This is a genomic window from Streptosporangium sp. NPDC049644 (assembly GCF_040675205.1).
Classification (GTDB): Bacteria; Actinomycetota; Actinomycetes; order Streptosporangiales; family Streptosporangiaceae; genus Streptosporangium; species Streptosporangium fukuiense.
Genome location: NZ_JBFAOJ010000010.1, coordinates 27,949 through 53,334, shown reverse-complemented (window position 1 = coordinate 53,334; position 25,386 = coordinate 27,949). Strand labels below are relative to the sequence as shown.

General features: G+C 70.0%; 23 protein-coding genes. 15 read left to right on the top strand and 8 right to left on the bottom strand.

Features of this window, described 5'->3' with window-relative positions:
• Positions 1 to 14: 14 nt before the first annotated feature.
• Positions 15 to 269, top strand: a complete 255-nt coding sequence (locus AB0J58_RS08230) for a hypothetical protein (protein ID WP_364211916.1) — start codon at positions 15 to 17, stop codon at positions 267 to 269.
• Here AB0J58_RS08230 and AB0J58_RS08225 read toward each other — a convergent pair.
• On the bottom strand, positions 247 to 831 hold the full coding sequence (locus AB0J58_RS08225; RefSeq protein ID WP_364148902.1) for an HD domain-containing protein: 585 nt from the start codon (positions 829 to 831) through the stop codon (positions 247 to 249). The genes AB0J58_RS08230 and AB0J58_RS08225 overlap by 23 nt on opposite strands.
• Positions 832 to 1,075: 244 nt before the next feature.
• Here AB0J58_RS08225 and AB0J58_RS08220 point away from each other — a divergent pair, with 244 nt between their 5' ends.
• A complete protein-coding gene (locus tag AB0J58_RS08220; protein ID WP_364211913.1) occupies positions 1,076 to 1,966 on the top strand; it encodes a nucleoside hydrolase in 891 nt (296 codons plus the stop codon).
• A 37-nt stretch (positions 1,967 to 2,003) separates the two neighbouring features.
• Here AB0J58_RS08220 and AB0J58_RS08215 read toward each other — a convergent pair whose 3' ends face one another.
• Positions 2,004 to 2,369: an STAS domain-containing protein gene (locus tag AB0J58_RS08215; RefSeq protein ID WP_364211910.1), complete on the bottom strand. Its 366-nt coding sequence runs from the start codon at positions 2,367 to 2,369 to the stop codon at positions 2,004 to 2,006.
• Positions 2,370 to 2,468: 99 nt separating this feature from the next.
• Entirely contained in the window at positions 2,469 to 2,843 is a 375-nt protein-coding gene (locus AB0J58_RS08210; RefSeq protein WP_364211907.1) for an STAS domain-containing protein, read from the bottom strand.
• A 99-nt stretch (positions 2,844 to 2,942) separates the two neighbouring features.
• On the opposite strand from AB0J58_RS08210, the gene AB0J58_RS08205 reads away from it, so the two are divergent.
• Positions 2,943 to 4,181, top strand: coding sequence for a hypothetical protein (locus AB0J58_RS08205; RefSeq protein WP_364211904.1), 1,239 nt, complete (start codon positions 2,943 to 2,945; stop codon positions 4,179 to 4,181).
• Positions 4,182 to 4,513: 332 nt separating this feature from the next.
• On the opposite strand, the gene AB0J58_RS08200 is transcribed toward AB0J58_RS08205, so the two are convergent.
• Complete coding sequence (locus AB0J58_RS08200) at positions 4,514 to 5,854, bottom strand: APC family permease (RefSeq protein WP_364211901.1); 1,341 nt, start codon at positions 5,852 to 5,854, stop codon at positions 4,514 to 4,516.
• A 133-nt stretch (positions 5,855 to 5,987) separates the two neighbouring features.
• Between AB0J58_RS08200 and AB0J58_RS08195 the strand changes: the two genes are divergently transcribed.
• The gene (locus tag AB0J58_RS08195; RefSeq protein ID WP_364148893.1) at positions 5,988 to 6,383 is read left to right on the top strand and encodes a hypothetical protein; all 396 of its coding nucleotides are present in this window, start codon (positions 5,988 to 5,990) and stop codon (positions 6,381 to 6,383) included.
• 210 nt (positions 6,384 to 6,593) lie between these two features.
• Here AB0J58_RS08195 and AB0J58_RS08190 read toward each other — a convergent pair whose 3' ends face one another.
• Positions 6,594 to 7,718, bottom strand: coding sequence for a glycosyltransferase family 4 protein (locus AB0J58_RS08190; RefSeq protein ID WP_364211898.1), 1,125 nt, complete (start codon positions 7,716 to 7,718; stop codon positions 6,594 to 6,596).
• 102 nt (positions 7,719 to 7,820) lie between these two features.
• On the opposite strand from AB0J58_RS08190, the gene AB0J58_RS08185 reads away from it, so the two are divergent.
• Genes AB0J58_RS08185 through AB0J58_RS08175 form a run of 3 tightly spaced genes read left to right on the top strand, consistent with a single transcriptional unit; the run spans position 7,821 to position 13,133 of the window.
• Entirely contained in the window at positions 7,821 to 8,612 is a 792-nt protein-coding gene (locus tag AB0J58_RS08185; RefSeq protein WP_364211895.1) for a PIG-L family deacetylase, read from the top strand.
• A gap of 34 nt (positions 8,613 to 8,646) precedes the next feature.
• Positions 8,647 to 9,708, top strand: coding sequence for a lysylphosphatidylglycerol synthase transmembrane domain-containing protein (locus tag AB0J58_RS08180; protein WP_343969810.1), 1,062 nt, complete (start codon positions 8,647 to 8,649; stop codon positions 9,706 to 9,708).
• Between the two features lie 41 nt (positions 9,709 to 9,749).
• On the top strand, positions 9,750 to 13,133 hold the full coding sequence (locus AB0J58_RS08175; RefSeq protein WP_364211892.1) for a BTAD domain-containing putative transcriptional regulator: 3,384 nt from the start codon (positions 9,750 to 9,752) through the stop codon (positions 13,131 to 13,133).
• Positions 13,134 to 13,139: 6 nt separating this feature from the next.
• Here AB0J58_RS08175 and AB0J58_RS08170 read toward each other — a convergent pair whose 3' ends face one another.
• Complete coding sequence (locus AB0J58_RS08170; protein ID WP_364211889.1) at positions 13,140 to 13,685, bottom strand: hypothetical protein; 546 nt, start codon at positions 13,683 to 13,685, stop codon at positions 13,140 to 13,142.
• A 150-nt stretch (positions 13,686 to 13,835) separates the two neighbouring features.
• Between AB0J58_RS08170 and AB0J58_RS08165 the strand changes: the two genes are divergently transcribed.
• The 6 genes from AB0J58_RS08165 (at position 13,836) to AB0J58_RS08140 (ending at position 20,726) form a co-directional block, all read left to right on the top strand.
• The gene (locus AB0J58_RS08165; RefSeq protein WP_364211886.1) at positions 13,836 to 14,387 is read left to right on the top strand and encodes a VTT domain-containing protein; all 552 of its coding nucleotides are present in this window, start codon (positions 13,836 to 13,838) and stop codon (positions 14,385 to 14,387) included.
• Positions 14,388 to 14,541: 154 nt separating this feature from the next.
• Complete coding sequence (locus AB0J58_RS08160; protein ID WP_364211883.1) at positions 14,542 to 15,480, top strand: serine hydrolase; 939 nt, start codon at positions 14,542 to 14,544, stop codon at positions 15,478 to 15,480.
• An 82-nt stretch (positions 15,481 to 15,562) separates the two neighbouring features.
• Positions 15,563 to 17,683, top strand: a complete 2,121-nt coding sequence (locus AB0J58_RS08155; protein WP_364211880.1) for a serine/threonine-protein kinase — start codon at positions 15,563 to 15,565, stop codon at positions 17,681 to 17,683.
• Positions 17,684 to 17,905: 222 nt separating this feature from the next.
• Entirely contained in the window at positions 17,906 to 18,352 is a 447-nt protein-coding gene (locus AB0J58_RS08150) for a RidA family protein (RefSeq protein WP_364211877.1), read from the top strand.
• 601 nt (positions 18,353 to 18,953) lie between these two features.
• Positions 18,954 to 19,691 carry a hypothetical protein gene (locus AB0J58_RS08145; protein WP_364211874.1) on the top strand — a complete coding sequence of 246 codons (738 nt, stop codon included), beginning with the start codon at positions 18,954 to 18,956 and terminating at the stop codon, positions 19,689 to 19,691.
• Between the two features lie 282 nt (positions 19,692 to 19,973).
• Positions 19,974 to 20,726, top strand: coding sequence for a hypothetical protein (locus AB0J58_RS08140; protein WP_364211871.1), 753 nt, complete (start codon positions 19,974 to 19,976; stop codon positions 20,724 to 20,726).
• 71 nt (positions 20,727 to 20,797) lie between these two features.
• Here AB0J58_RS08140 and AB0J58_RS08135 read toward each other — a convergent pair whose 3' ends face one another.
• Both AB0J58_RS08135 and AB0J58_RS08130 read right to left on the bottom strand, forming a co-directional pair.
• Positions 20,798 to 21,655, bottom strand: a complete 858-nt coding sequence (locus tag AB0J58_RS08135) for an RNA methyltransferase (protein WP_364211868.1) — start codon at positions 21,653 to 21,655, stop codon at positions 20,798 to 20,800.
• Positions 21,648 to 22,457, bottom strand: coding sequence for a DUF4184 family protein (locus tag AB0J58_RS08130; protein WP_364211865.1), 810 nt, complete (start codon positions 22,455 to 22,457; stop codon positions 21,648 to 21,650). The genes AB0J58_RS08135 and AB0J58_RS08130 overlap by 8 nt, the downstream gene beginning before the upstream one ends.
• A gap of 183 nt (positions 22,458 to 22,640) precedes the next feature.
• On the opposite strand from AB0J58_RS08130, the gene AB0J58_RS08125 reads away from it, so the two are divergent.
• Together AB0J58_RS08125 and AB0J58_RS08120 are read left to right on the top strand one after the other, a co-directional pair.
• Positions 22,641 to 23,267: a hypothetical protein gene (locus AB0J58_RS08125; protein WP_364211862.1), complete on the top strand. Its 627-nt coding sequence runs from the start codon at positions 22,641 to 22,643 to the stop codon at positions 23,265 to 23,267.
• 268 nt (positions 23,268 to 23,535) lie between these two features.
• Positions 23,536 to 25,317, top strand: coding sequence for a substrate-binding and VWA domain-containing protein (locus AB0J58_RS08120; protein ID WP_364211859.1), 1,782 nt, complete (start codon positions 23,536 to 23,538; stop codon positions 25,315 to 25,317).
• Positions 25,318 to 25,386: the final 69 nt, after the last annotated feature.

Here is a 25,386-nt window from a genome sequence, read left to right as displayed (position 1 = left end):
ACGAAGACCCGCGGATGATCCCCCGCTACGGAGAGATCGACATCACCGAGCACCGTCGCCTCGAAGGCGGCACCTCCGGCTCCGGACACCTCCTTCTCGCCGCCTCCGGCCGGGATGGCGAGGAGGGGTTCCCCCGGCCCGAGGGCCGGGGCACCGGCCCGTACTCCGCCGGAACACCCGCCTCGCCCTTCCTCAAGGCTGTGGACACGCCCTGTGCCCTCCCCGCCCGGGACCGCCCGGCGAGCGTCAGGTGTCCTGGTCCCCGTTGAGCACGCGTGTCACCCACTCGAGCGACCCCGTGCCGAGTGCTTCGTCCGCGAGGCGTTTGGCGGACGGCGTCTTCAGCGCGGCGAGCGAGCTGTCGATCCACGGCTGCATGTTCTGATACCCCTGCTCGCGGTACTCGATCGCCTGGATCAGGCACTCCAGCTTGTCCGCGTCACGGGCGCAGACGGCTTCGAGGCTGGTCTTCTCCTCGTACTCCTCGACCGCGCCGCTCACCATCTCCGCCACGGGCCCGGGGAGACCGCGCACCTGGTCCGCGGTGACCTCCTCGTTCTGTGCCGCCTTCAGGTAGGGCTTGGCGAGGTAGGGGATGTCGGTGACCCGCGACTCCTGCGTGTCGTGGAACAGGCTCATGAAGGCCGCCCGCTCGGGGTTGCCGCCTTCCAACGCGGTGATCACACTCGCGATGATCGCTGTCCGGAAGGAGTGGTCGGCGATGCTTTCCGGGTCCCGTACTCCCGCGACCAGCCAGCCCGTGCGCCGGTAGCGCTTGAGCAGCCCGATCTCATACAGCAGGCCGGCCAGCCTCGACGGTTCCTCGGCCATGGAAGCCCCTCTCCCCCTCGGTGGATCACACTTGGAGCTTGAACTCCTACCCGGTCTGAACCCCGGGGATTCTTCCCGTCGCACCGACTGAGCGGCGCGAGAGTTGACACTTCACGACATGCCGGACAATCGACCAGGGATCTGACCAAGCGGCATGATCGCGCTAAATGACTCGCGTCATCTCCTTACGGGTTCATACGATCAGTGGACTTCTCACCACAACGCAGGAGGGTCGCGAGACACGATGCTGGATCTGTTGTTCGATCTGGAGACCCAGGATCCCGACGACGTGCTGACCCTGTGCCTGGTCGCGACCCATCCGGCGGTACGGCTGCGCGCCGTCACCGTCACCCCGGGATCACCGGCCCAGGTCGGGCTGGTCCGGCGTGTGCTCGGGCTGGTCGGCCGGGACGACGTCCCGGTGGGCGCCAGTGATCCCGGCACCGGCAAGGACCACGTGTCCGCCTTCCATCACCGCTGGCTCGGCACTCCCGTGCCGGCTCTGCCGGACGCCCCGCCCGGCGCCCTGATCGCCCGGACCCTGGAGCACCACCCCCGGGCCACGCTTCTCACCGGCGGGCCGCTGCACAACCTCCGGCGGTTCCTCGACGAGCAGGCGGGGGTGAGGCTGAGCCGGTGGGTGGCCCAGGGCGGGTTCGCCGGTGACAACGTCGTGCCGCCCGAGCACCGGCTGCCGAAGTTCGACGGCCGTACCGCGTGTCCGACGTTCAACTTCAACGGCGCCCCCGGGGCGGCCCGGCTCGCGCTGTCGTCCGGCGACCGGATCGCCCGGCGCGAACTGGTGTCCAAGAACGTCACCCACGGAGTTCGCTACGACCGGGAGTTCCACGAGCGGCTGCGGCCGTACCGGGACCGCACGGCCGGACTCGCCCTGGTGTTCTCGGGCATGGAGCACTACCTGCGCAAGAAGCCGGGGGGAAAGCTGCTGCACGACCCCACCGCGGCCTGCGTGGCCATCGACCACGCCATCGCCGGCTGGGCGGAGGTCGAGATGGTCCGGGAGGAGGGCGGCGCGTGGGGCGCGCGGCCGGCCGCCGGCAGCCAGACGTTCATCACGACCGCGCTCGATCACGATCGGCTCTTCGAGACCTTCGTCGGCGAGGGCACCGTTTGATCTCGCACGACGGTCGCGCGTCGTGCGGAACCCCGCCTCAGGCCGCTTCCAGCGCCTCGGCCACGGAGGGGAACATCTCGAACACCTGGGTCAGACCGGCCAGGTTGAGCCGCCGGGCGAGGTTGCCCTGAACGCCGGTGAGGATGACCCGCACCCCCTCGCTCAGGCCGTGGTGGCGAACCTGGAGCAACTCGCCGATCCCCGAGGAGTCGCAGAAGGTCAGGGCCGACAGGTCGAGGATGAGAAGCTGCGAGGGCAGGGCACCCCACGCCCTTCCCATCTCCTCCCGCAGCACGCGCGTGTGGTAGTGATCAAGCTCTCCACTCGCCCGCACGACGAGCGCGGTGCCGTGCAACCCCGAGGTGGCGGTGAAAGCAGGCTCCGCCTCATTTCCCACGAACATGACCAACCTTCTGACCTACCTTGTACCAAACAACACAACTGTCTCATACGCCGTGAACCCCCCTGGTAGACCACGGAGCACACCGGTCTCACCGGTCGTTCACGTCGTTCCGGGAAACACCTTCTTCGCCTCCTCGACCGTACGGCGGGTGTCGAACAGTTCTGCCACTCCTAGGCGGCTCAGCCGGTTCCTCATCGCGGTGGAGAGGCCGACGAGGACTAGCGAGCCCGTCAGGCGACGGACGCGGGTGAGGGCGTACATCAGCACGCCGTACCCGGTGGAGTCGCAGAAGGTGACCTCGGTGAGGTCGATCACCAGGCGCGGGTGATCGGTCGCCCGCAGGGCGATGTCGGCCTGCTCCTTCAACAGGGGTGCGGACCCGTAGTCCAGTGCCCCCGCCGCGTACAGGGTTGTGAAGTGACGGTGCCTGTCGGCCCGGATGTGGAATCCCGCACCGTCTTCGCCCCTCGACATCGGTATCCCCTCCTGACTATGTGCCAGGTGCCCCCGAACAGGCGGTTCCAATCCTGGCGGGCACGACCAACCGATGGTGATATAAGGAACAATGACGACATGCTGAAACCGCGCCCGATGGCGGTCACGGTCATCGGAACGCTCCTGATCGCCGCGTGCGGCGCGGGCCGGACGGCGCCCGAACCCAGCTCGACACCGACGCCGGATCGTCCGGACTCCCAGAGCCTGACGCTCCCGGCCACCGCCTCTCCCGATGCCGGGTCCCGGAATCCCGCGGCGACTTCCCCGGCGAACACGGTGATCGCCGCGTCCGCCGAGTGGGCGGTGGAGGCGGGAGGCTCGAAGCTGTCGGGCGCCACGGCACTGCTCGACGTGGCGGCGACCGGCCCCCGGGACGCCTGGACCGTGGGATACCAGGACAGCGCGGAGGATCGGGAGGGCACGCCCGCGGTCCTCCGCTGGGACGGGAGTCGCTGGCGACAGGTGCCCCTGGGCGAGGTCGACGCCTACCACCTGGAGGCGGTCAGCGCGGGTGGCCCCGACGACGTGTGGGTGGCGGGCAACGGCTCGAGCCCGTTCGCCGCGCACTGGAACGGGCGGGCGTGGAGCACGCACCGGCCCTTCGGGGTGGCCGAGGACTACCGGCTGGCGGACGTCGCGACGAGCGGCGGCACCGCGTGGTTCGTCGCCAACGGCCCCTCGGGGGCCGTCGTCGTGGAATGGCGGGACGGCGAGTTCCGCAACGCGCTGAACATCGAGAAGAGCATCCTCGATGCGGTCACCTTCAGGAAGGGACATGTCTGGGTGACGGGGACGGGCGCGACCGGTGCACCGCTGGTCTGGCACGGCGTGGATGGATCGTGGGAGCAGACGGAGACGCCCCAGATCCCCGGTGGCAGGCTCAACCGGGTCTGGCAGGTCTCTCCGACAGAGGTGTGGGCGGTCGGGCGGATCTCCACCGCCCCGGACGCGCGGCCGGACCCGAAAGGCGCGCAGCCGCTGGTCATCCGCTGGGACGGAAGCCGCTGGACCCGGGCCGAGCCGCCGGTCTCGCGCGGCGTCCTGCACGGCGTCACCGCCTTCGGACCCGGCGACCTGTGGATCAGCGGCGTCGACGCCGACCACCCGGGGCAGGTGCTCATCCTGCGCTTCGACGGCACCGCCTGGTCACGCGAGTACGGTCCGCTGTTCCGCGCCTACACCGCCACCCAGCAGTACGACGAGACCGACGACGTCGGCGACACCGGCCTGGCCCGGGTGCCGGGCACCGGCATGCTGTGGGCGGTGGGCTCGGTCGGCATCGGCGACGACGAGAGAGCCTTCGTGCTCCGCCGCTGAGTCCCCCGGATCTCCCCGCGCGATCACGAGGTCGCCTACCTGGAACAGACGGTGCCTCTGCCGGAAACACGAGCCCCGTACCCTACCGGCACAACGCGCCTCAGCCCTCAAGCCGCCATGACTGGCCCCATCAACCACACAGCCGGGACGCCGGCCCCATACCTCCGCCTCCGCCCGGTCCGCGCTCGGCGAAAAAATCTGCGAAAAAGTCAGTCAGCTGGCGTAGTCTCTCTCGAACTCCAACAAAGAGGGAGTAGGACATGAAAAAGGCCCTAATCCTCCAAAAGCCACGGCCACCTCGGAAGCCCGCCCCCCTCGACCTCCGCACCCCCTCAGGACGAACTCTGCCCTTCTGACAGGAAGAGCCGGTTGACGAACCAGAGGATCATCCCGATCGCGAGCAGGACCCCCGCTCGGATGTAGACGTCCGCCCCCCTGCCGGTGATCGGCAGCGCCAGGACGAGACAGACCAGCGCTCCCAGGGCGGGCATCCAGCTCGGCGCCCGGAAGTGCTCGTGGTCCACCTGCTCCCTGCGCAGGACCAGCACCGCCACGTTGACGATCATGAAGACACAGAGCAGCAGGAGCACCGTGGTGTCGGCCAGGTTGCCCACGTCGCCGGTGGCCACCAGCACCGCCGCGACCCCCACGGTGAAGACGATGGCCACCCACGGGGTGGATCTCGTCGAATGGACCGACGCGAAGATCCGCGGCACGATCCCCTCCCGCGCCATGCCGTAGACCAGGCGCGAGGCCATGAGCATGTTGATCAACGCGGTGTTGCCCACCGCGAGCAGCGCGATCAGAGCGAACAACTTGGGCGGGAACGCCAGTCCGGCGACCTTGACCACTTCGAGCAACGGGCCGGACGAGGTGGTCAGCGTCCTGGTGTCGACCAGCATGGTCGCCGTGAACGCGACCCCCATGTAGATGATCGCCGCGACGGCCAGGCCACCGAAGAGCGCCCGGGGGAAGTCCCGCTGCGGGTTCTTGGCCTCCTCGGCCAGGTTGACCGAGTCCTCGAAACCGAGCAGCGCGTAGAAGGCGAGCGCCGTGCCTCCCAGAACGCCGAGGAAGGCGCCGTTGACCGGGTGGAACTCCAGGGCCCGGGACGGCTCGCCGTCACCGGACAGCAGGGCGTAGATGCCGATCGCGATGATGACCAGCAGGCCGAACGCCTCGATGATCGTCAGCACCACGTTGACCTTGATGGACTCGGAGATGCCGGCGAAGTTCACCAGGGTGACCAGGCCGAGGAAGATGAACGCGCCGACGACGACCGGCAGCGTGACGAACTCCGCGAGGTAGTTGCCGCCGAAGGCCCGCGCCGCGGCACTCGCCGAGGTGATCCCGCTCATCATCACCGCGAACGCCACAATAAAGGTAACAAAAGGGATATTGAACGCTTTATTCACATAAAGCGCAGCACCTGCTGCCTGCGGATATTTACCGACGAGTTCGGCGTAGGCGGTCGCCGTCAGCGCCGCCAGCAGGAAGGCGACGAGGAAGGGCAGCCACAGGGCTCCCCCGACATAGCCCGCGACCTTCCCGACCAGCGCGTAGATCCCCGCGCCAAGGATGTCGCCCACCACGAACAGCAGCAGGACCCTGCGCCCGATGACCCGCTTGAGCGAGCGCTGACCGGAACCGGATTCGACGATCACCTCAGCCATACTCCGCTCTTACCCACCGCGAGGGGGAAATCACACCGGGTCACTTGAGTCACTTCTGTAAGCACGATGAAAGTGGCGCGCAAGCCCCTATGCTTACCGTCTTGCCTGTCACGAAATGCAATGAAAGGCAAAAATGTTCCGCGCCCTTTCCTCCCGCCGCATCGCCGTCGCCGCCGCGGGGGCCGCTCTCATATCGATGACCGCCGCCTGCGGCGGGTCGTCCACCAACGACGCGATCTGCGCCGAGGCCGCCTGGTCGAAGATCTTCACGGACTACAGCACCGCCGCCACGGCGGGCGCCGGTGACCTCGGCAAGTTCAACGACGCCACCGCCAAGCTCGCCGCCGACCTCAAGGCTCTGGCGGACACCGCGGACGGCGACCTGGCCGCCGCGCTCACCGACCTCTCCACGTCGTTCGGGTCGTTCAAGATCGACCCGAACGACCCGGCCGCCGCGGCCACGGCCGCCGGGACGTTCGGAACGAAGATCCAGGAGGCGAGCAACAAGCTCGTCGCCGCCTGCTCGTAACCGGACCCGTGCCTCCTGGCGACAGGAGGCACTCCCGGTACGGTCGCCGCTCCGCCTGCGGGGGGCAGTGCGGCGCGGCGGCCGTACCGAACATCCCCCGAGGCCCCTGCCACCGCACGGCAGGGGCCTCGCCGTTTCACCTGCCCCCGGCCGGGGCGGAAAAGGCGCCGACCCGAGTGTTCCCCCGGACCGCACGGGGCCGCGGACCCGTCAGGCCCCGCGGGTGCGGGCCTGCTCGTAACAGCGTTCGAAGCCTTCCAGCACCGTGGGCCAGGAACTGCCGACGGGCTCGGTCTCCCGGTTGTTCGCCGCGATCGCCCGGCGCAGCTCATGGTCGCGCACCAGCCTGGCCACCGACGCGACCAGGTCGTCGAAGCTCCGCCCGAGCAATCCCTCCTTGCCCTGCCGGACGAAGTCGGCCACCCCGCTCTGCGCGCGCGCCACCACCGGTACCCCCGCCGACCTGGCCTCCAGCGCCGCCAGCCCGAAGGACTCGCGGGGCGCGGGAGCGACGAACACGTCCGTCGCGGCGAGCAGCTCGCGGATCTGGTCGCGGCTGTAGCGGCCGGGAAGCGAGACCCAGCCGGTCATCCCGTTGGCCCTCAGATAGCGCTCCATCCGCGATCGGGCCGGGCCGTCCCCGACGATCGTGGCCCGCATCGGCGTCTCCCGAGGCACCAGGGCACGGGCCTCCCGCAGGAGCCGGAGCAGCCGGACCGGCTGCTTGCGGGGCGCCAGCCGCCCCACCGCGACGACATGCACCGGGTCGGACCGTACGGAATCCGCAGAAACGGAATCCACGGCGGGGGATACGGCGCGCCAGCCGGAGACGTCCAGGCCGTTGGAGACCACGTGCACCGGCACGCCGGGACCGGCCACCGCGCGGATCGGCAGGGCGGCCGCCTCGCTCACCGCGGTGCCCACCAGCCCCCAGCGGTGCCATCCGAACAGCAGCCGCAGTCCTCGGTAGAGCGCCCTGGTGACCGGGTCCCACATGCTGTGCACCGTGACGACCAGGGGCAGCCCCGCCCGCGTCGCCGCCCGCACGCCCATCCAGGCGAACGGCGAGACCGCGCCGGTGTGCACGTGCACCACCTCAGGGCGCCGCGCTTTCAGCAGACGGAGCAGGTGTCCCACCCCGAACGGGTGGACCGGCAGGTCGAAGGGGAGTCCCGCGACGATCCTGTGCACTCCGGGAAGAGGCTCCCCCGGGGTGGCGGTCGCCACCTCGACATGGTGACCGGCCTCCCGCTGCATCCGGATCAGATCGGCGACCTGCACCTCGATCCCACCGAGGCGCGGCAGGTAACAGTCACTGATGTGGAGGATCCTCACGATGCCAGCGTAGACCCGCGTGAGATCATGCCTGCGTGCCCCCCGAGGGCACATCCAGCCCTCGCGAACGGAGTCAGCCTGATCAGCAACGTCAAGACAGCGGTGTTCTTTCATGCCCATCCCGACGACGAGGCCCTGCTGACCGCGGGCACCATGGCGATGCTCGCCGCCGAGGGACACCGGGTGGTGCTCGTCGTGGCGACCTCGGGTGAGCGAGGCCAGGCCGACCTCGAACCCGGTGAAGCCCTGGGCGCCGCCCGGATGGCCGAGCTCTACGCGTCGGCGGCCGCGCTCGGCTGCGCCCGGGTGGTGAACCTCGGCTACGGGGACTCCGGGCTGGCCCCCGGCGGCGGAATCGCCGACGATAGGCCGGACAACGCCTTCATCGACGCCGACGCGGAGGAGGCCGCCCGGCGGCTGGCCGCCGTCCTCACCGAGGAGAAGGCCGACCTGCTGACGACCTACGATCCGGCGGGAGGCTACGGGCACCCCGACCACGTCCAGGTGCACCGGGTCGGCGGCCGGGCCGCCGAGATCGCGAAAACCCCGATCGTGCTGGAGGCCACGGTCAACCGTGACCCTCTGCTGCGGGGGCTGCGGCTCGTCCGGAGGTTCTACCCGCAGCTCGACATCCGCGCCTTCGAGCGGGCCTACTCCCCCGGCGAGGTGATCACCCATCGGGTCGGCGTGCGGCGCTTCACCCGCCAGAAGCGGGCGAGCATGGCCGCCCACGCCTCCCAGGCCACCGGCGCCGACACCCGCACGCTCGGAGTCATGCTCAAGATCCCCCAGCCCCTCTACCGCCTGGTCTTCGGCACCGAGTGGTACGTCAGGCGGGACGTCCCCCTGGGCTCCCGCCTGAGGCACCCGTTCGAAACTCCTCCCCGAGGATGAGTCCGGAAGCGGCACACTGGGGCAGGGGTGTTACGTGAAGAGCAGATTGCTCCAGGTTGGGTTGTCGGTCGCGTCGCTGGCGCTGGCCGCCACACTTGTGATCTTCCTACCCCAGATAGTGGCGGCCCTGACGGGCAAGCACGTCTCCTGGTCACAGATCGGCGCCCAGTTCGCCGGGCTGGGGCCCGGAGAGGTCGCGCTGATGGCCGGCGTCTGGCTGCTCAGCCTGCTGGCCTACACGTTCGTGCTGACCGCCTCCCTTCCCGGCCTGACCCACCTGCAGGCCCTGACGCTGAACGCGGGCGGCAGCGCGGTGAGCAACCTGCTCCCCTTCGGCGGCGCGGCCGGGGTGGCGATGACGTTCGCGATGACCAAGGGCTGGGGTTTCTCCGTCCGGGCCGTCGTGGTCTCCACGCTGACCAGCGGCATCTGGAACACCTTGTTCCGGTTCCTGCTGCCCGCGGCGGGAATCGTGGCCCTGCTGTTCAGCGGGCAGCCGCTCAGCCCCGCGGTGGCCAGCGCCGGCTGGGCGGGCGCGATGTCCATCCTGGTACTGGTCGCCGTGGTGACCGTCGCGCTCTACTGGGACCGCGCCGCCGACGTCCTGGGCCGGGTCCTCGACGCCCTCACCCGCCTGCTCCCCCACCGGATCCGCCCCGGCGACCACGCCGCCTCCGAGGCGCTGGCCAAGCTGCGGGCCGACACCTCCGAGATCGTGCGGAACCGCTGGGCCGGGCTGACCCTGGGCATGATCTTCTTCCTCGGCTTCCAGTGGCTGATCCTGGTCGTCTGCCTGCACGCGACCGGCGCCTACCCGGGTCTGGCCCAGTCGATCGCCGCCTTCGCCCTGTCCCGGGTGCTGACCACGGCCTTGGTGACTCCCAGCGGTACGGGGATAATGGAGGCCGGAACCATCGGCGCGCTGGTCTTCTTCGGTGCGCCGCTGGACTCCGCCACCGCCGCCGCACTGCTTTTCGGGTTCTGGACCTACACTGTCGAAATCCCCTTCGGTGGACTGGCGCTCGGCGCGTGGTCGTTCCTGCGCCGGCGTGAGAACGCCGCACCGGCCCCTGAAAAGGAGTCGATCAGCCGCTAGATTGGGAAATACCTTGTGTGCGATTGGAAGGCCCACATAGCGTGGCGGCTGACATGGTGGCGTTCCGAGTTCTCGGCCCGGTCGAGGCGCATTCCGGTGAGGACCAGCTCGACCTGGGCGGGCTCCGGCAACGTGCGGTCCTGGCACGCCTGCTCGTCGCGCGCGGACAGGTCGTCCCTGTCGACTCCCTGCTGTACGACCTGTGGGACGACGACGCGGCCAAGGGCGCGCAGTCGGGCCTTCAGGTCTACATCTCCCGGCTGCGCAGGGTGCTGGAGCCCGGCCGGCCACGCGGAGGTCCCAACCGGCTGCTGGTGACCGTGGCCTCGGGCTACGCGCTGCGCGCCGCCCCCGAGCAGGTCGACGCGCTCCGCTTCGAGACGCTGGTCCGCACCGCCGGAGAGCACCTGGAGGGCGACGACCCCGCCTCCGCGCGGCCTCGCCTGGAGAAGGCCCTGGGCCTGTGGCGCGGCACCCCGTACTCCGACTTCGCCGACCAGCCGTGGGCCGAGGCCGAGGTCAACCGGCTCGCAGAGCTGCGTCTGGTGGCCCGTGAGCGGCACGCCGACAGCGGCCTGCGGATGGGCATGCCCGCGGAGGCGGTGCCCGACCTGGAGGCGCTGACCACCGAGCACCCGCTCCGTGAGGAGGGCTGGCGGCTGCTGGCCCTGGGCCTGTACCGCTGCGGGCGGCAGGGCGAGGCGCTGGCGGCGCTGCGCAGGGCGCGCACGATCCTCTCCGAGGAGCTCGGGATCGACCCCGGCCCGGCGCTGCGCAAGCTGGAGTCCGACATCCTGTCCCAGGACCCCGGCCTGCAGCTCGCCACCCCGCCGCCGGCCAGGCAGCGCCAGCAGGTGACCGCCGACACCTGGCCGCCCAGGCCGGCGGTGGCCCAGGTGGAGCTTCCCCCACTGGAGCCCGAGCCGTTCGTCGGCCGCGACGCGGAGCTGAGCAGGCTGACCACCGCCGCGGCCAGGACCGGCCGTTTCACGGTCGCGATCATCAGTGGTGACGCGGGCGCGGGCAAGACCACCCTGGTCCGCCAGCTCAACAGGCGGCTGTCCGAGGACGGGTGGGGCATCTCCTCCGGGGCCTGCCCCGACAGCAGTGCCACCCCCCCTGGCTGGGCCTGGGTCGAGATCCTGCGCACCCTGGTGAACGCAGCCGGTCCCGGCGAGTACGCCGCGCTGCTGGCCCCGCTGCTGGACGACGCGGCCCCCGAGCCCGACGACGACCAGGCCTCCGGCGGATTCCGGCTGCACCGGGCGGTGGGCGGCTACCTCGCCGCCGTCGCCAAGGAGACGCCGATCCTGCTGACCCTGGAGGACCTGCACTGGGCCGACGACCAGACGCTGGCACTGCTCCGCGCGCTGCCGAGCCTGCTGGCCACCAGCCGGGTGCTGCTGGTGCTGACCTGCCGCGACAGCGAGCTGAGTGACCAGCAGGCCGACGTGCTGGCCGCGCTGGCCAGGCTTGGTCCCGTCCGGGTCGGTCTCACCGGGCTCGACACCAAGGCGGTGGCTGAGCTGGTCCGGGCGACCTGCGTGCGCGAGGTGGACGAGGACGCGGTCAACAGCATCGTCGAGCGCACCGGCGGCAACCCCTTCTTCGTCCGCGAGACGGTGCGCCTGCTCGACGCCGAAGCGGTGAGCGACCGCGCGACGGCCGCCGAGGTGATCTCCGGCGTCCCGTCCGGCGTCCGTGACGTGCTGCGGAGGCGGATCTCCCGGCTGCCCGCGGCCGCCCAGCAGATCCTGCTGCAGGCCGCGGTGATCGGCCGCGATGTCGACGTGGACGTGCTGGTCGACGTCTCCGGCGACGAGGACGCCGTGGTCGACGCGGTGGAGGCGGCGCTGCTCGCCGGGCTGGTCACCGAGCCGGGCCCCGGCATGCTCCGGTTCGACCACGACCTGGTCCGCGACACGCTTTACTCCGACGCCTCCCGCCTGCGCCGCTCCCGGATGCACGCCACGGTGGCCGCGGTGATCGAGCGCAGGAATCCCGGTGACGTGGCCGCGCTGGCCCACCACTACGACTCGGCGGGCACCAGCGAGACCGCCATCAAGGCGGTGCACTACGCCCAGCTCGCCGCCGAACAGGCCGAGCGCCGCTTCGCCCACCGCGAGGCCGCCACCCTGTGGGAGCAGGCCATCGCCGCCTTCGACAGGTCGGGCATCACCCACACCCCCGACAGCACCAGGGAGCGCCTGCTGCTCACCCTGCGGCTGATCAAGGCATTGGCGCTCTGCGGCGACATGGCCGCGGCCCGCAGGCGGCGACGTGAGGCGATGGACGCCGCACTGCCGCTGGGCAACCTGGAGCTCACCGCCCGGGTGGCCGCCTCGCTGGCGGTGCCGCACAAGGGCATGGCCCGCGACTTCACCCGTACCGCCTGGGAGATCGTCGACGTCGCCGAGCAGGCGCTGGTCGAGTTGCCCGCCGGTGAGCAGTCGCTGCGGGCGAGCCTGCTGGCCACGCTCGCCCTGGAGTTGGAGGGGTCGGCCACCCCCCGGGGCGAGCAGGCCTCGCTGGAGGCCGAGGAACTGGCCAGGCGATCCGGTGACCCCGCCCTGCTCGCGACCGCGTTGAGCGGGCGGCTGCGCCAGTCGTACGGCATCACGCCGGTGGGCGAGCGCGAGGTCATCGGCAGGGAACTGCTGGAGGTCGGCAGGGCGACCGGGCAGATCTCGGTGCAGGCACTGGCCCACCTCGTGCTGATGGAGTGCGCGGCCGCCTCGGGCGCGTTCGCCGAGGCCGACGCGCACGTGGCCGCCACCGAGAAGCTGGCCAGGCAGTACGGCCTGTCCGCGCCGGCCGCAGTGGTCGCCTGGTACGCCGGGCAGCGCCTGATGATCGCCGGTGACTTCGCCGGGGCGGAGCGCGCCTACCGCGACGCCGCCCGGCTGACCGCCAGGGCCGGCATGCTGGAGGGCCGCCAGGACCTGCCGCTGATCACCACGTTCTGCCTGAACCTGGTCAACGGGCAGGCCGCGGAGATGGTCGGGCCGCTGGCCGAGGCGCACCAGCGCGGGGCCAAATGGACACTCGACGCCTACGCGGTGGCCCTCGCCTCCGCGGGTCATCATCGCGACGCGAGAGCCGTCATCGCGGTGAAGACGCCGGTGCGCCCGGACTTCCTCTACGAGCTGGCGATGATCTGGCGGGCCCTGGCGGGCATGCTGCTGGACGACCGGGAGCGGATGATCGAGGCGTACGACACGCTGAAGCCGTTCGCCGACCGGATCGCGGGCGCCGGCACCGGCGTGGTGGCACTCTGGCCGGTCGCCCTGACCCTGGGCGACCTGGCGTTGCGGCTGGGCTTCACCGACGCGGTGCGGCCGCACTACGAGAACGCCCTCGCGGTGGCCGAGCGGGTCGGCGTGAGCCGGTGGGTGGAGGCGGCGCGGCGCTCCCTCGGCGGCTGACCGGCCTCAGCAGGCGACCATGAACTTCTCGCTGCGCAGCGGGGCGTCGCCGGGGACCGAGAGCACGACGCGGTACCAGCCGGGGTTGTTGACGATCCTGGGCTGCCACTCGACGACCTGGGCCTCGCCGGTGAAGCCGGAGCCGGTGCCCAGGTAGGCGTGCCAGCGGTGGGTCTTCGAGCTCCGGCGCTCCAGGCGCCAGCCGTAGGAGACGGTGGCCCGGGGGTCGTCGTTGCCGACCACGCTCCGGGCCCGGTAGGGCCTGTCGCAGGGACCGAACGCGTCGATCTCGCTGACGGTGACCTCACCGGCCACCGGGGCCCGCTCCGTGATGGCCGGCATCGACTGCGAGGAGAGCACCACGGTCCGCACCGGTTCCTCCGTCGCCCTGCCGGCCGTGCTCGCCGTGCCGGCCGGGGTCCGGGCGCCGGTGCCGTACGCGGTCTCCACCCCCAGGTAGGCTCCGGTAAAGGCAAGGGTGGCGACGAGCAGCTTGGCGACACTCGCGGTTCCACTCGCCACCACCGGCGCCACACTGCTACGCGAACCCATCACAGACACCTTCCTCCGTTACTCCCAGGTGTATGCCGGGGCGGTTGCTCTGGAGTTGACGTCCGCTTGCAATCTGTGTGCCTGAGAGGGCTCCGCCATAACGGATGAGGTAAGCCTGGCCTAATATCGAGTCAAGCAGGCGGAACGACCATGGCGGTGATGTTCAGAGTGCGATCTGTTGCGGCGGGTATCCCTGACCCGGCTTCCGCGGCCTTTCTGGGCATGCCCCTGTGGCTCTGGGTGATCGTCGGCGGCGTGGCCCTGTTCGGCGCGTTCCAGGTCTACTACTGGGTCGGCCACGTCCTGGGCTCCAGGCTCTACACCTCCCGGCTGGGCGCCAAGATCGGCCAGGAGAACATCCTGCGGGTCGAGAAGGTCGTCAGGAAACGGGGCGCGCTCGCCGTCTACGCCTGCTTCTGGGTGCCCGGGCTGCGCCACACGCTGCCCTGGGTGGCCGGGGTGCTGCGGATCTCCTATCCCTGGTACGTCGTGGCCAGCGCGCTCGGCTGCCTGACCTGGGTGCCGGTGACGTCATTCGGCCTGTACTCGGTGATCTGGGGCTGGCTGGAGTTGGTCGTGCGGTCGCCGCTCCTGGCGGGCCTGGTGGCGGTGGCGGCGATCGCGGTGATCGCCTGGCTCGTCCACCGGCGCCGGCGCAGGGTCGCCCGCAGCGAGGTGGAGAGCCCGGCCGCCGCTCCCTGAGTCTCCGTTCGCTCCGGGGCCTTCGGGCCGTTCGGCGCGTCGGCACCGAGAGTCGCCTCTCCCGGCCTCGCCCGCCCGACGCCGATGTCAACTTTTCCATAGCCAAACAGCCAACTTCCGCATATCGACGGTGGCCTCTGTCAGCATGGCTCGCATGCATCACGGGGGAATCCGCCTCATCACCCGCGCGGCGCTGGTCGCCACGGCCCTCCTGGTCGCCGCGTCGCCGACGCCGGCCCTGGCCACCGGATCCTCGGCATCCGCCCTGATCACCGAAGCCGCCGCACCGGTTCTCGGCAGCGCGCCCGCCGGGCAGGGGAGTGCCTCCGTGCCCTCGGTGCCGGGGCGGGCCGCGTACCTGTACGACACGGGCACCGGAGCGGTCCACCTGAGCAAGCAGGCCGGCAAGCGGATGCCGGTGGCCAGCCTGACCAAGGTCATGACGGCGTACGTCGTGCTCAGGGAGGCGAGGCTGGACGACACCGTCACGATCCAGGCGGCGGACGTGCGGCACGCGGCCTCGAACGGCGCGACCCACGCCTCGCTGCGCGCCGGGGAGCGGTTGACCGTCAGGGACCTGCTTTACGCGGTCATGCTCCCCTCGGCCGCGGACGCCTCCCATGCCCTGGCCCGCGTCTACGGGCCGGGCAACACGAGGTTCGTGGCGAAGATGAACGCCACCGCCCGCTCCATGGGCCTGGTCGACACCGCCTACGCCAGCGCCGACGGCCTGCCGAAACCGGCCCCCGGCCATTCCACGGCCCTGGACCAGGCGAAGCTGGCCGAGATCGCGCTGCGCGACCCGGTGCTGCGGGCCATCGCCTCCAGCAGGCGCCACGTGGTGGCCAGGTCCAAGGTCCACCGGGCGCACTCCTGGACCAATTCCAACAAGCTGCTCGGCCAGACTCCCGGGGTCCTGGGCCTCAAGACCGGCTACACCGGCGCCGCCGGATACTGCCTGTCGTTCGCCGCCGACCGCGACGGCCACCGCCTCGTCGGCGTCATCCTCGGCGAGTCCAGCGCCGACCGGCGCTTCCAGACCGCGACGCGGCTCCTGGACTGGGCGAGCGAGCAGACGCCACCCGAGCTGTGATCAGGCGGTACGAACCGCATCTGCCTGGCCGCGCCCCCTGGAGCATCCTGACGAAGCATATGTGTATCGGTAATATCCGGAAATGACCTTTCTCGGGGATGGCGAGACCGGGGCCATCGGACCGTTCAGAATCGTCCGGCTGCTGGGAGAAGGGGGCATGGGCCGGGTCTACCTCGCCACCTCGGCCAGCGGGAGAGCCGTGGCGGTGAAGGTGGTACGGCCCGAACTCGCCGGCGATCCGTCCTTCCGCCGCAGGTTCAGGGCGGAGGTCGAGGCCGCCATGGCGGTCAGCGGTGCCTTCACCACACCGGTCGTGGACGCCGACCCCGACGGGCCGGTGCCCTGGCTGGCCACCGTGTACGTGCCCGGCCCCTCGCTGCAGAGCGAGATCGAGACCCGTGGTCCGATGGCCGAGGCGCAGGTACGGGCGCTGGGCGCAAGGCTGGCCGAGGCACTGGCCGCGATCCATCGTGCCGGGATCATCCATCGGGACCTCAAGCCGTCGAACATCCTGCTCGCCGACGACGGCCCGCGGGTGATCGACTTCGGGATCAGCCGGGCCGCCGACGGCACCTCGCTCACCGCCACCGGCGGTGTCATCGGGTCGGCCGGGTACATGTCCCCCGAGCAGGTCGCCGGGCACGAGCTGACTCCGGCGAGCGACGTGTTCGCACTCGGCGCGGTGGTGGCCTTCGCCGCTACCGGGAGATCCGCGTTCGGAACCGGGCCTTTCCAGGTGGTGATGTTCCGTGCCGCGTACGAGTCGCCCTGGCTCGACGGCACGCCGCCGGGGCTCGTCGGTCTGGTTTCCGCCTGTCTGGACAAGGACCCGCGGCGTCGGCCGAAGGTCGCCCGCTTACCGGAGCTCTTCGTCGCTCCCAGCCCCGCCCTGCCGCCGGAGCCGGCCAGGTCACCGCCGGAGCCGACGAAGGTCCTGTCCCCATCGCCCAACCGGCGCCAGTTGATCCTCGGTGGTGCCGCCGTCGTAGCTGTCGCAGGTGGGTCGGCCGCGGTACTGGCCGTCTTGGGAAAAGGCCGCTCCACCGAGCGTGTCCAGCCCACCGGCTCACCCAGCGGTTCCCCCGGTGCTCAGCCCATCTGGACTCGCACCGTCTCCGGCGAGCACGGCGATCTCGCCGTGCTCGGTGAGATGATCCTCTGTCTCGACAAGGCGGGGATCGATACCTTCGCCCTGAAGGACGGCACGCCCATCTGGAAGGGCGAGACCAACCACGCGGGATACTTCCCCAAGCTCCGGGGCAAGCGGATTTACCTGCTGGGCGACGAGAAATCGATCAACGCCTATGATCCGCGGATCGGCGACGTGCTGTGGATCTCCGAACTGCGCGACGGCGAACCCGAGGGGACCTACCCGGCTGGTTCGGTACTCGTGGTGAAGGACACGGACGGACGCCTGCACGGCCTCGACGCCGCGACCGGGAGACAACGCTGGAGCACCACCACCCCGAAGGAGGCCCCCCACATACTGGAGGGGCTCCCCAGCCGGGGAACCGTGCTGGCGAGCACACGCGCCTACGACCCTCCGGCCTATGCCGCCATATCTCTAGGTAACGGCGAAGCGCGCTGGTCCAGACAGGGCAAGTTGCACGCGCACTGCACGGACGGCGAGCGTTTCTACGTCCTCGATCCGGATCTGAACCTGGCAGCCGTGGATCCGCTCACCGGCCGGGAGCTCTGGAGCACGCCCAGCCGGATGCCGCAGTACAGACCCGCGGCGGATGAACCTTCCTACAGCCTGCGACTCGTGGAGAGAACGCTCATCTGCGCCTCCACCGCTCCGTACAGGATCGGCGCCTTCGACGTCGCCACCGGCCGCCGCCGCTGGCCCGCCAAACCGGCCACTTCAAACTCCTGGGCCCAGTCCGGCCGGACTCTCGCCTATGTCAACAAGGAGTTCAGAGCGAGTGACCTCCTGACCGGAGAGACTCTGTGGACAGGAGATACCTGGGACGACTCAGTAAGCTTCCACAGCGGCGCGGGAGCCCTCGCGATCACCGAGACGCCGGACGGCCTCGAAGGCTGGGATCTCAGGAGTGGACGGCTGAGCTGGTATTTTCGCCACCCGGCCGTCGAAACGCTCTTCTGGTCGTATCTCCGCGCACCGGATCGGCTCTTCGTCAAGTACGGGCAAGACCTCTTCGCCTTCGACTTCCCCGGCACAGACGCCCCGGCCGTCGGCTGACAGTGATCACCTGAGCCGGATCACCAGAGGCGGTCGGAGCTCCGAACGGGAGCTCCGCCGGCTTCCGCCCGTTCTGAGCCTGTGTGGCGGGCCCGCGCGGGGACTGTCGGCGCGCACCGCTCGGGCCGACCGTCGCACGACGATCCCCGGCCGCTCCACCGCGCGTACCGCGAGAACGCGAAGGATTGGACGTACCGACGCCGAGTGCCTACGGTTTGCCGCATGACAGAGCGGTTCGCGATCCTGAGTGGTTCGACTTTCGAGGAGCAGATCGGGTACGCGCGGGCGGTGGTCGACGGCGACCGGGTGCACGTGTCCGGGACGACCGGCTTCGACTACGCGACCATGACGATCTCCGACGACGTGGTCGAGCAGGCCGGGCAGTGCCTGCGCAACATCGAGGCGGCGCTGAGCGAGGCGGGCTGCTCGTTCGCCGACGTCGTCCGGGTGCGCTACCTGCTGCCCGACCGCGAGGACTTCGAGCCCTGCTGGCCGACCCTGCGCGACCGCTTCGGCGGGGTCCGCCCCGCGGCGACGATGCTCGTGTGCGGCCTCGCCGACCCCCGCATGAAGATCGAGATCGAGGTGGACGCGCGCCGCCCCGCGGCACCGGCCGCCGTTGAGGCGGATGACGCCGCGCCCGACGCGGCGCCCGCGGCGGAATCGTGATCGTCGCACGCGCGTGACCTCGACCTGTCCGGCCGCCGAACGGCGCCGTCAGCCGGGCGTGGCGATTCTCGCCGGCCGCCGGAAAAAGATCACCGACAAGAATGCGACAAAACAGCATTAAATAATATATTTCCGCAATTACCGCCTAAATAAGTCGCCGAATTGACGGATGATCTTCTCGGGCACCCCCTCCGGGTGCGGCCGCGCGGAGAGCGGTGCCTGCCGTCCCCAAGATCTTCCGAATGGGGAAACGGCCGCGCGCCCGACATTTCTTCCCGCACCCACATTCGGGGCAATACCCTGGTAGGAACTGAAGCACATGGTATCGAGGCCCCGGAGACGCGCCCGGAGGGAAAGCGTGCTGAAGTCGAGACTGCGCGACCGGGGGTATTCCTCGCGGAGGGGGACGGCATGGGGAGGCACAGCAAGGCGTTCTCGCGTCGAAACCCGGAAACGACGGCGACCGAAGTCGCCGGCCGGTTCTGTGACATGGCCATTTGAATTCATCTGGATTCGAAGGGGATGGTCCACCATCACAGCGAGCCGTCCATCACGGCGGAGACAACTGGCGCGATGGGTCATAGTTTTCTATGCCACCAATGTGCTCTGGAACATGTGGGAGACCTACCAGGGCAATCCGCAGGGCTTCATGACCTACCTCCGCGGCGAACAGGACCTCCTGCCGCTCCTCTATCTCCCGCCTCCCCTGCTCAAGGCGGACCTGTCCTCATGGGTGGACCTGTCGTTTCTGGCCGTGATGCTCCTGATCCTGTTCTGGGCGATCGGCCCGCACAGCCCGCTGAAGGTGACGTTTTATCTTCTCGTCGTATTCGGCATAGCGCTGATAGCACCGATCAGCCGCGGATCCACCCGCGCCGCGGTCGTCACGGCGTGGACCTGGTGGATTCAGACGGCATGGCCGTGGCTCGTCAAGGCCGCCCTGAGCCCCTGGACGACAGCGGTTCTCGGCCTGCTGCTGGCGGCCGGTTGCCTCATGGCCTTCCTTTTCACCGGTCACCAGGTCATCCGTATGGCCGGAGGACTGATCACAGACGAGATGGACCTGCTGGACGCGACGCGATTCCTTACCTTTGTTCTCGGGGGCGCGATCGTTCTCGGCGTTATCTCGGAGATAGCCGCGTGGTCCGTTCAGCTCATGCGAAACAGCCACGCCTTTCCCGGTTGGCCGCCCTTCCTGTGGACCGTCTTCATCACGACCCTGGCCGCCACCACCGCCGTCACCCTGGAGATGACGTCGGAGGTCCGGCCTCCCGCCGCTGAGGAGATCGAGCCCGCGACTCCTCACCGTGAACCCGACGAGGATGACCCCTGGCTCTGACCCGGGACCGCCTCGCACGCCGAGATCAGCGGTGCGGGGCGGCTGCCACCACCTTCGCTCCTCTCGCGCGAAGGCACCGCGCGTCAACCCGTGGCACGCGATCGCGGCGGCCACCACGTTGAGCGAGTCCACGCCCGCGGCCATCGCGGTGGAACTTCGAGGGTGTCGAGGAGGTCGGCGAGGGACCCGGCCCGTCGGATGTGGTCGTTTCCAAGAGAACACCAAGCCTGTCTTGCAAGGTTCCTGCCAGCGGCGACGTGGTGTCGCCTGAACGGGAGAACCATGAGCGGGAAGAAGAGCACACTGGCGGTCGGCGTGCTGGCCGGGTTGCTCGTCGGCGGTTCGGGGATGGCGATCGCCAACGCGGCCGGCGACGACACGACGATCACCGCCTGCGTCAACGCCAGGGGCTCCGTCAGGATCCCCGTGCAGAGCGCCTCGGACCCGGAGACGGTGGGCTCGGCCACGCCCAGCCCCCTGCCCTCGGGCTCGTGCCTGGCGGGGGAGCAGCCGCTCACCTGGAACCGGCAGGGACCGGCCGGCCCCCAGGGCGCCCCAGGCCCCGCGCTCGGCGGGCGGACGAGATACCTGAACATCACCAGTGGACCGGAGCTCAAAAACTTTCGCGAGACAAACGTGCTCTGGATCCCGATGGAGGCGGGATCGTATGTGATCGACGCCCAACTGACGTTCGCGGCCAATGTCACCCAGACCCGAAAGGCCTACTTCGCCGAGTGCACCGTCCTCGCCGCCCAGCCCCACGCCGATCCGGGTGGCTCCTTCTCGACCGGTTACACGGACGAGGACTGGACGTCCCTGGCACTCCGTTACGCGTTCACCTTCTCCGATCCCGGGTTCCTCATCATGAACTGCAAGGGGGGCTCCTTCATCGACGACTCCTTCAAGGTGAGCAACACCAGCAACAGCGTCATCATCCAGGAGGTCTCCTCGGTCACCCAGGAGACCTATGCCACCCCGCCGCCCGTTCCTACGGCGCTGCCCTCATCGTGGCCGGCTCCCGGGGCGGGAAACTGAGCCACGACCGCCGCGCAGGCGACCTCCGGCCGGAAAGGAGCGGATGTACCGTGGAGCCGGGCCGGTAGAGCTCAGCCCGCGCGCATCAGGCCGTGGCAGGCGATGGCGGCGGCGGCGACCACGTTGAGGGAGTCGACGCCGAGCCCCATGGCCGTCGGGCTCATCGGGATGCAGACCGGCTCGTCGGCCTCACGCAACCAGCGGGAGGAGAGCCCGTCCCCTTCCGAGCCGAGCAGCAGCGCCACCCGGTCGGCCATGGCGACCCTGTCCAGAGGCGTGGCGGACTGGTCGGGGGTGAGGGCCAGCGTCTGGAAGCCCGCTTCGCGCAGCTCGGCCAGACCCACGTACCAGTCGGTCATCCGCGCGTACGGGATCGCGAAGACCGCGCCCATGGAGACCTTCACCGATCTTCTGTACAGCGGGTCGGCGCAGCGCGGCGAGAGGACGACCGCCTCGACTCCCAGCGCGGCGGCGCAGCGGAAGATGGCGCCGACGTTGCCGTGGTCGACGAGGTCCTCCAGGACCAGGACACGCCGGGGCCGGATGCCCGGCTCCGGAGCCGCTCTCTCCGGAAAGGAGGCCCTGCCGGACAGGATCTCCTCGACGGAGGGCAGTGGGAGACGTTCCATCGCGGCGAGGGCGCCCCGGTGGACCTGGAAGCCGGTGAGGCCCTCCACGACGGCGTCGTCCACGATGTGGACCCGGCCTTCGAGGGTGTCGAGGAGGTCGGCGAGCGGCTCGGCCCAGCGGGGGGTGAGCAGCACGGAGCGCACGGGGTAGCCCGCCGCGACGGCGCGGCGGATGACCTTCTCCCCCTCGGCTATGAAGAGGCCGTGCTCGGCCTCCAGGCTCTTGCGCAGCTCGACGTCGCGCAGATCGGCGTAGTCGGCCAAGGGGCCGGCCAGGTGGGGGTCGATGGCTTCAGGCACCCTCGAATACTGCCACGACCCGCCTGAGCTGCCATATCAGCGCGTGGACCAGGAGCATGGCGGAGCAGCCGACGACCACTCCCGCGCCCAGCCTCGTCACGAGTTCCGCCATGCCGCGTGGCGGGAAGGCGATCGGCCAGGCGATCGCACCCAGCAGGACGGACAGGGCGGTGGCCAGGAACACGGCCATCCGCCCGCGGGCGGAGATGATCAACCGCTCGGGGACCGGCCTGGGCTCCATCCCGGACAGCCCGCGCCAGGCCCACCAGAGCACGACCGCCAGGCCGACCACCGTGGAGGTGTACTGCAGCAGGCGGAACAGCGGAATCACGTCCGCCACCCGGGTGTCCAGCCAGCTCCAGCCCCACATCGCGGAGCTGTAGGAATGGGTGAAGGAGTCCCAGAGCTTGTGGGTGAGGGCGCCCACCGCGCCTCCGGCGATCACGGCGGGCAGCCGTCGCACCCCGTACATGCCGGGAGTCAGGGCCGCGGCGCGCCCGGCGAGGCCGGGGGGCAGAAGCGCGGTCAGCGGGTCGCGGAGCACCAGGTGGAAGACCGCCAGCAGCACGGCCACGGCGAACGGGTCGATCGTGAGGACGCCCTTGTAGGAGTGCCAGATCATGTAGTCGGGCAGGAACGGGAAGAAGATCGGCAGATCGGGCACCATGGCCCCCAGAGCGAGTGCCCAGGGATCAAGCAGGCGGCGCATCCGCTCCGAGGAGACCAGCGGCAGCACGGCGGCCACATGACTGGGCGTGAACGGCACGGGTTTCCCTTCGACGATCCACTGGGGCAGATCCATCCTGTGACACGAACACAGCGCGCGGGCACGCCGCCGTGCGGCCGGGGCCTGGCCGAGGGAGGCGAGAGGCCTCCTCCGGAGCGGAGTAGCCGGCGCGGCGGGGAGCCTTCCACTTCCCCGCACGCGAACACTCTGTGACGACTAGATTACCGAACGCCGTCGATCGGGGATTCGGAGGTCGTCGTGACCGACCAAACTGTGCTGGCGCCCAGCGTCGAGTGGCTGCGTGACGCCCGCAGGGCCCGCCTGCTCTCCGTGGTCACCCTCCTCTGGCTGGGCGCGGAGAGCGTGCTCGGCATCGCCGCGGGGCTGGGAGCGCACTCCGTCGCCCTCATCGGCTGGGGCACGTCGGCCCTGGTGGAGGCGGCGGCCAGCCTGATCGTGGTCTGGCGGTTCACCGGTTCGAGGACCGGTTCCGCGCACGCCGAGGAGCGGGCGCGCAAGGCGGTGGCGGTCAGCTTCTGGCTGCTGGCCCCCTATCTGGTGCTGCATGTGGCACACGACCTGGACGCGGGGCACCGGCCCCTGCCGAGCCTGCTCGGAATCGCTGTGACGGCGACCAGCGCGATCGGCATGCCGTTCCTGGGGGTGGCCAAGCGGCGGCTGGCCATCCGGCTGCGCTCGGCGGCGACCGCCGGCGAGGGGACACAGAACCTGATGTGCGCGCTGCTCGCCACGGGGGTGCTGGCCGGACTGGCACTGAACACCGCCGGGTGGTGGTGGGTGGATCCCGCCATGGCGGTGCTGCTGGCGGCGGTGGCGGTGCGGGAGGGGTTCAGGGCGTGGCACGGGCACTCCTGCCGGCACTGACCGCGCGCGTCGACCGCGCGCACCGACCGCGCGCACCGACCGCGCGCACCGACCGCGCGCCTCCGGCGGACGGGCACTCCCGGCACCGGCGATCACCGATCGATCCACCAGGACGCAGGGTGTCACCGCAAACACATATGGTAATAACAGCACCAAAAGGAGTGTTTTGCCACAGTAACCGTTCCAAGTACAGTTCCGTGAATATTGCGGACAACCTCCCGATAGGGTGACCCGCTAGCTTCCTGACATCGACATCGAAGAGGGAACCGTGGGACGTCACCGTACGGATGAACTCGAGGACGGCTACCCCTCCTACAAGGAGGCGAAGCCCAGGCGGAGGCGTGGGGGACGCGGCAAGGTGCTGGTCCCGCTGGCCGGTTCCGTCGCCCTCGCGGTGCTGCTCGGTGTGGCCGCGTTCGTGGTCATCAACCGTGACCGCGGGTGCGCGGGTGACGCGCTGCCGCTGCGGATCACCGCCTCGCCGGACATCCAGCCCGCCCTGTCCCAGATCGCCGAGCGCTTCAACAAGGCGGCCCACGAGGTCGAGGGCAGGTGTACCACCGTCGCGGTGACCAAGGGCGCCTCGGCGACCGTGGCCTCCTCCCTGGGCGGGGTCGGCGGCAAGGCCGCCGCGATGGATCTGTGGATCCCGGACTCGGGACTGTGGGTGGCGAACCTGCGGGCGAGGAACCAGGATGTGCCGGAGGCGGGCGCGTCCGTCGCGCACTCCCCCATCGTCATGGTGGCCTCCGGCTCGGTGGTGCCGAACCTGAAGAAGAGCTTCGGCGAGGCCAGCTGGGGCGGCATGATCAACGCCGCCAACGTGGCCAATGTCGACGGTCCCGGCCGCAAGGTGCGCGTGCTGGTGCTGGACCCCTCGCTCAACGCCGCCGGACTCGGCGCGCTGCTGGCCGCCGCCGGGGTGGCCACCGCCTCGGGCGCGGGCGAGGAGCAGCTGGTCGGCGCGCTCAAGAACCTGTCGGGATCGACCTCCACGGTCCGCGACCAGGACGCGCTGCTGTCCAGCCTCGGTGTCAAGGGCAGCAAGGCTCCGCTGGGCATCGCCTCGGAGCAGGGTGTCTGGGCGTTCAACAAGGTCAAGAAGCCCGAGGTTCCCGCCGTGCCGCTCTATCCGGCCGAGGGGACCATCAACCTCGACTACCCGGTGGTGATCACCGCGAAGGACGCCGCCGTGCGCAAGGCCGCCGAGGCGTTCCAGAAGGAGCTCGACAGCGAGTCCTCCAGGAAGACCCTGCAGGATCAGGGCTTCCGCACCCCGGACGGCAAGGGTGGAAAGGCGATCTCCGGCTCCGCGGGCTTCCAGGCCAAGGCGCCGCAGGCGATCGAGACGCCCGACGGCAAGACCGTCGCGAGAATGTCGCAGACCTGGTCCCGGATCAAGCTCGGCACCAGGCTCGTCACCCTGCTGGACGTCTCGGGGACCATGGCCCTGCCGGTGCCGGGCACCGGCCTGACCCGGATGCAGGCGATCAGCAGGATCGCCGTCGAGGGCATGAAGCTTTTCCCGGCCAAGAGCGAGATGGGGCTGTGGGAGTTCTCCACGCACCTCGACGGCCAGGGGGTCGACTACCGTGAGACGGTCCCGGTCGGCCCGCTCACCGAGGACATGAACGGCGTGCTGCGCAGGGACGTGATCAACCAGAAACTGATCGGGGCCCAGGCCAAGGCGACCGGCGACACCGGGCTCAACGACACCCTGGCCGCCGCCTACCAGCAGATGACCGACGAATATCAGAGCGACAAGATCAACACGGTGCTGATCCTCACCGACGGGGCGGGCAACGACGACCCGGACGGGGGGATCAGCAACCAGCAGATCCTGAAGCGGCTGAAGGAGCAGTTCAACCCGGAGAAGCCGGTCAGCGTTCTGATCATCGCGTTCGGCCCCGACGCCCCCAAGGGCAAGCGGCAGATGGACGCCCTGGCCAAAGCGACCGGCGGGGACGCGTACATCGCCAAGGACGTCCTGGAGGTCAGGAAGTTCTTCCTGGAGGGCATGAAGCGCCGGCTCTGCGCTCCCAACTGCTGATCCTGCATCGCGTACGGCTGGTGTCACATTGGCACCAGACGTACCAATTTCCCCAGGTCATACCAGGTC

Coding starts and splice junctions, on each gene's coding strand:
- AB0J58_RS08230 (WP_364211916.1), top strand. CDS start 15: ATGATCCCCCGCTACGGAGAGATCGACATCACCGAGCACCGTCGCCTC.
- AB0J58_RS08225 (WP_364148902.1), bottom strand. CDS start 831: ATGGCCGAGGAACCGTCGAGGCTGGCCGGCCTGCTGTATGAGATCGGG.
- AB0J58_RS08220 (WP_364211913.1), top strand. CDS start 1,076: ATGCTGGATCTGTTGTTCGATCTGGAGACCCAGGATCCCGACGACGTG.
- AB0J58_RS08215 (WP_364211910.1), bottom strand. CDS start 2,369: ATGTTCGTGGGAAATGAGGCGGAGCCTGCTTTCACCGCCACCTCGGGG.
- AB0J58_RS08210 (WP_364211907.1), bottom strand. CDS start 2,843: ATGTCGAGGGGCGAAGACGGTGCGGGATTCCACATCCGGGCCGACAGG.
- AB0J58_RS08205 (WP_364211904.1), top strand. CDS start 2,943: ATGCTGAAACCGCGCCCGATGGCGGTCACGGTCATCGGAACGCTCCTG.
- AB0J58_RS08200 (WP_364211901.1), bottom strand. CDS start 5,854: ATGGCTGAGGTGATCGTCGAATCCGGTTCCGGTCAGCGCTCGCTCAAG.
- AB0J58_RS08195 (WP_364148893.1), top strand. CDS start 5,988: ATGTTCCGCGCCCTTTCCTCCCGCCGCATCGCCGTCGCCGCCGCGGGG.
- AB0J58_RS08170 (WP_364211889.1), bottom strand. CDS start 13,685: ATGGGTTCGCGTAGCAGTGTGGCGCCGGTGGTGGCGAGTGGAACCGCG.
- AB0J58_RS08165 (WP_364211886.1), top strand. CDS start 13,836: ATGGCGGTGATGTTCAGAGTGCGATCTGTTGCGGCGGGTATCCCTGAC.
- AB0J58_RS08160 (WP_364211883.1), top strand. CDS start 14,542: ATGCATCACGGGGGAATCCGCCTCATCACCCGCGCGGCGCTGGTCGCC.
- AB0J58_RS08155 (WP_364211880.1), top strand. CDS start 15,563: ATGACCTTTCTCGGGGATGGCGAGACCGGGGCCATCGGACCGTTCAGA.
- AB0J58_RS08150 (WP_364211877.1), top strand. CDS start 17,906: ATGACAGAGCGGTTCGCGATCCTGAGTGGTTCGACTTTCGAGGAGCAG.
- AB0J58_RS08140 (WP_364211871.1), top strand. CDS start 19,974: ATGAGCGGGAAGAAGAGCACACTGGCGGTCGGCGTGCTGGCCGGGTTG.
- AB0J58_RS08130 (WP_364211865.1), bottom strand. CDS start 22,457: ATGGATCTGCCCCAGTGGATCGTCGAAGGGAAACCCGTGCCGTTCACG.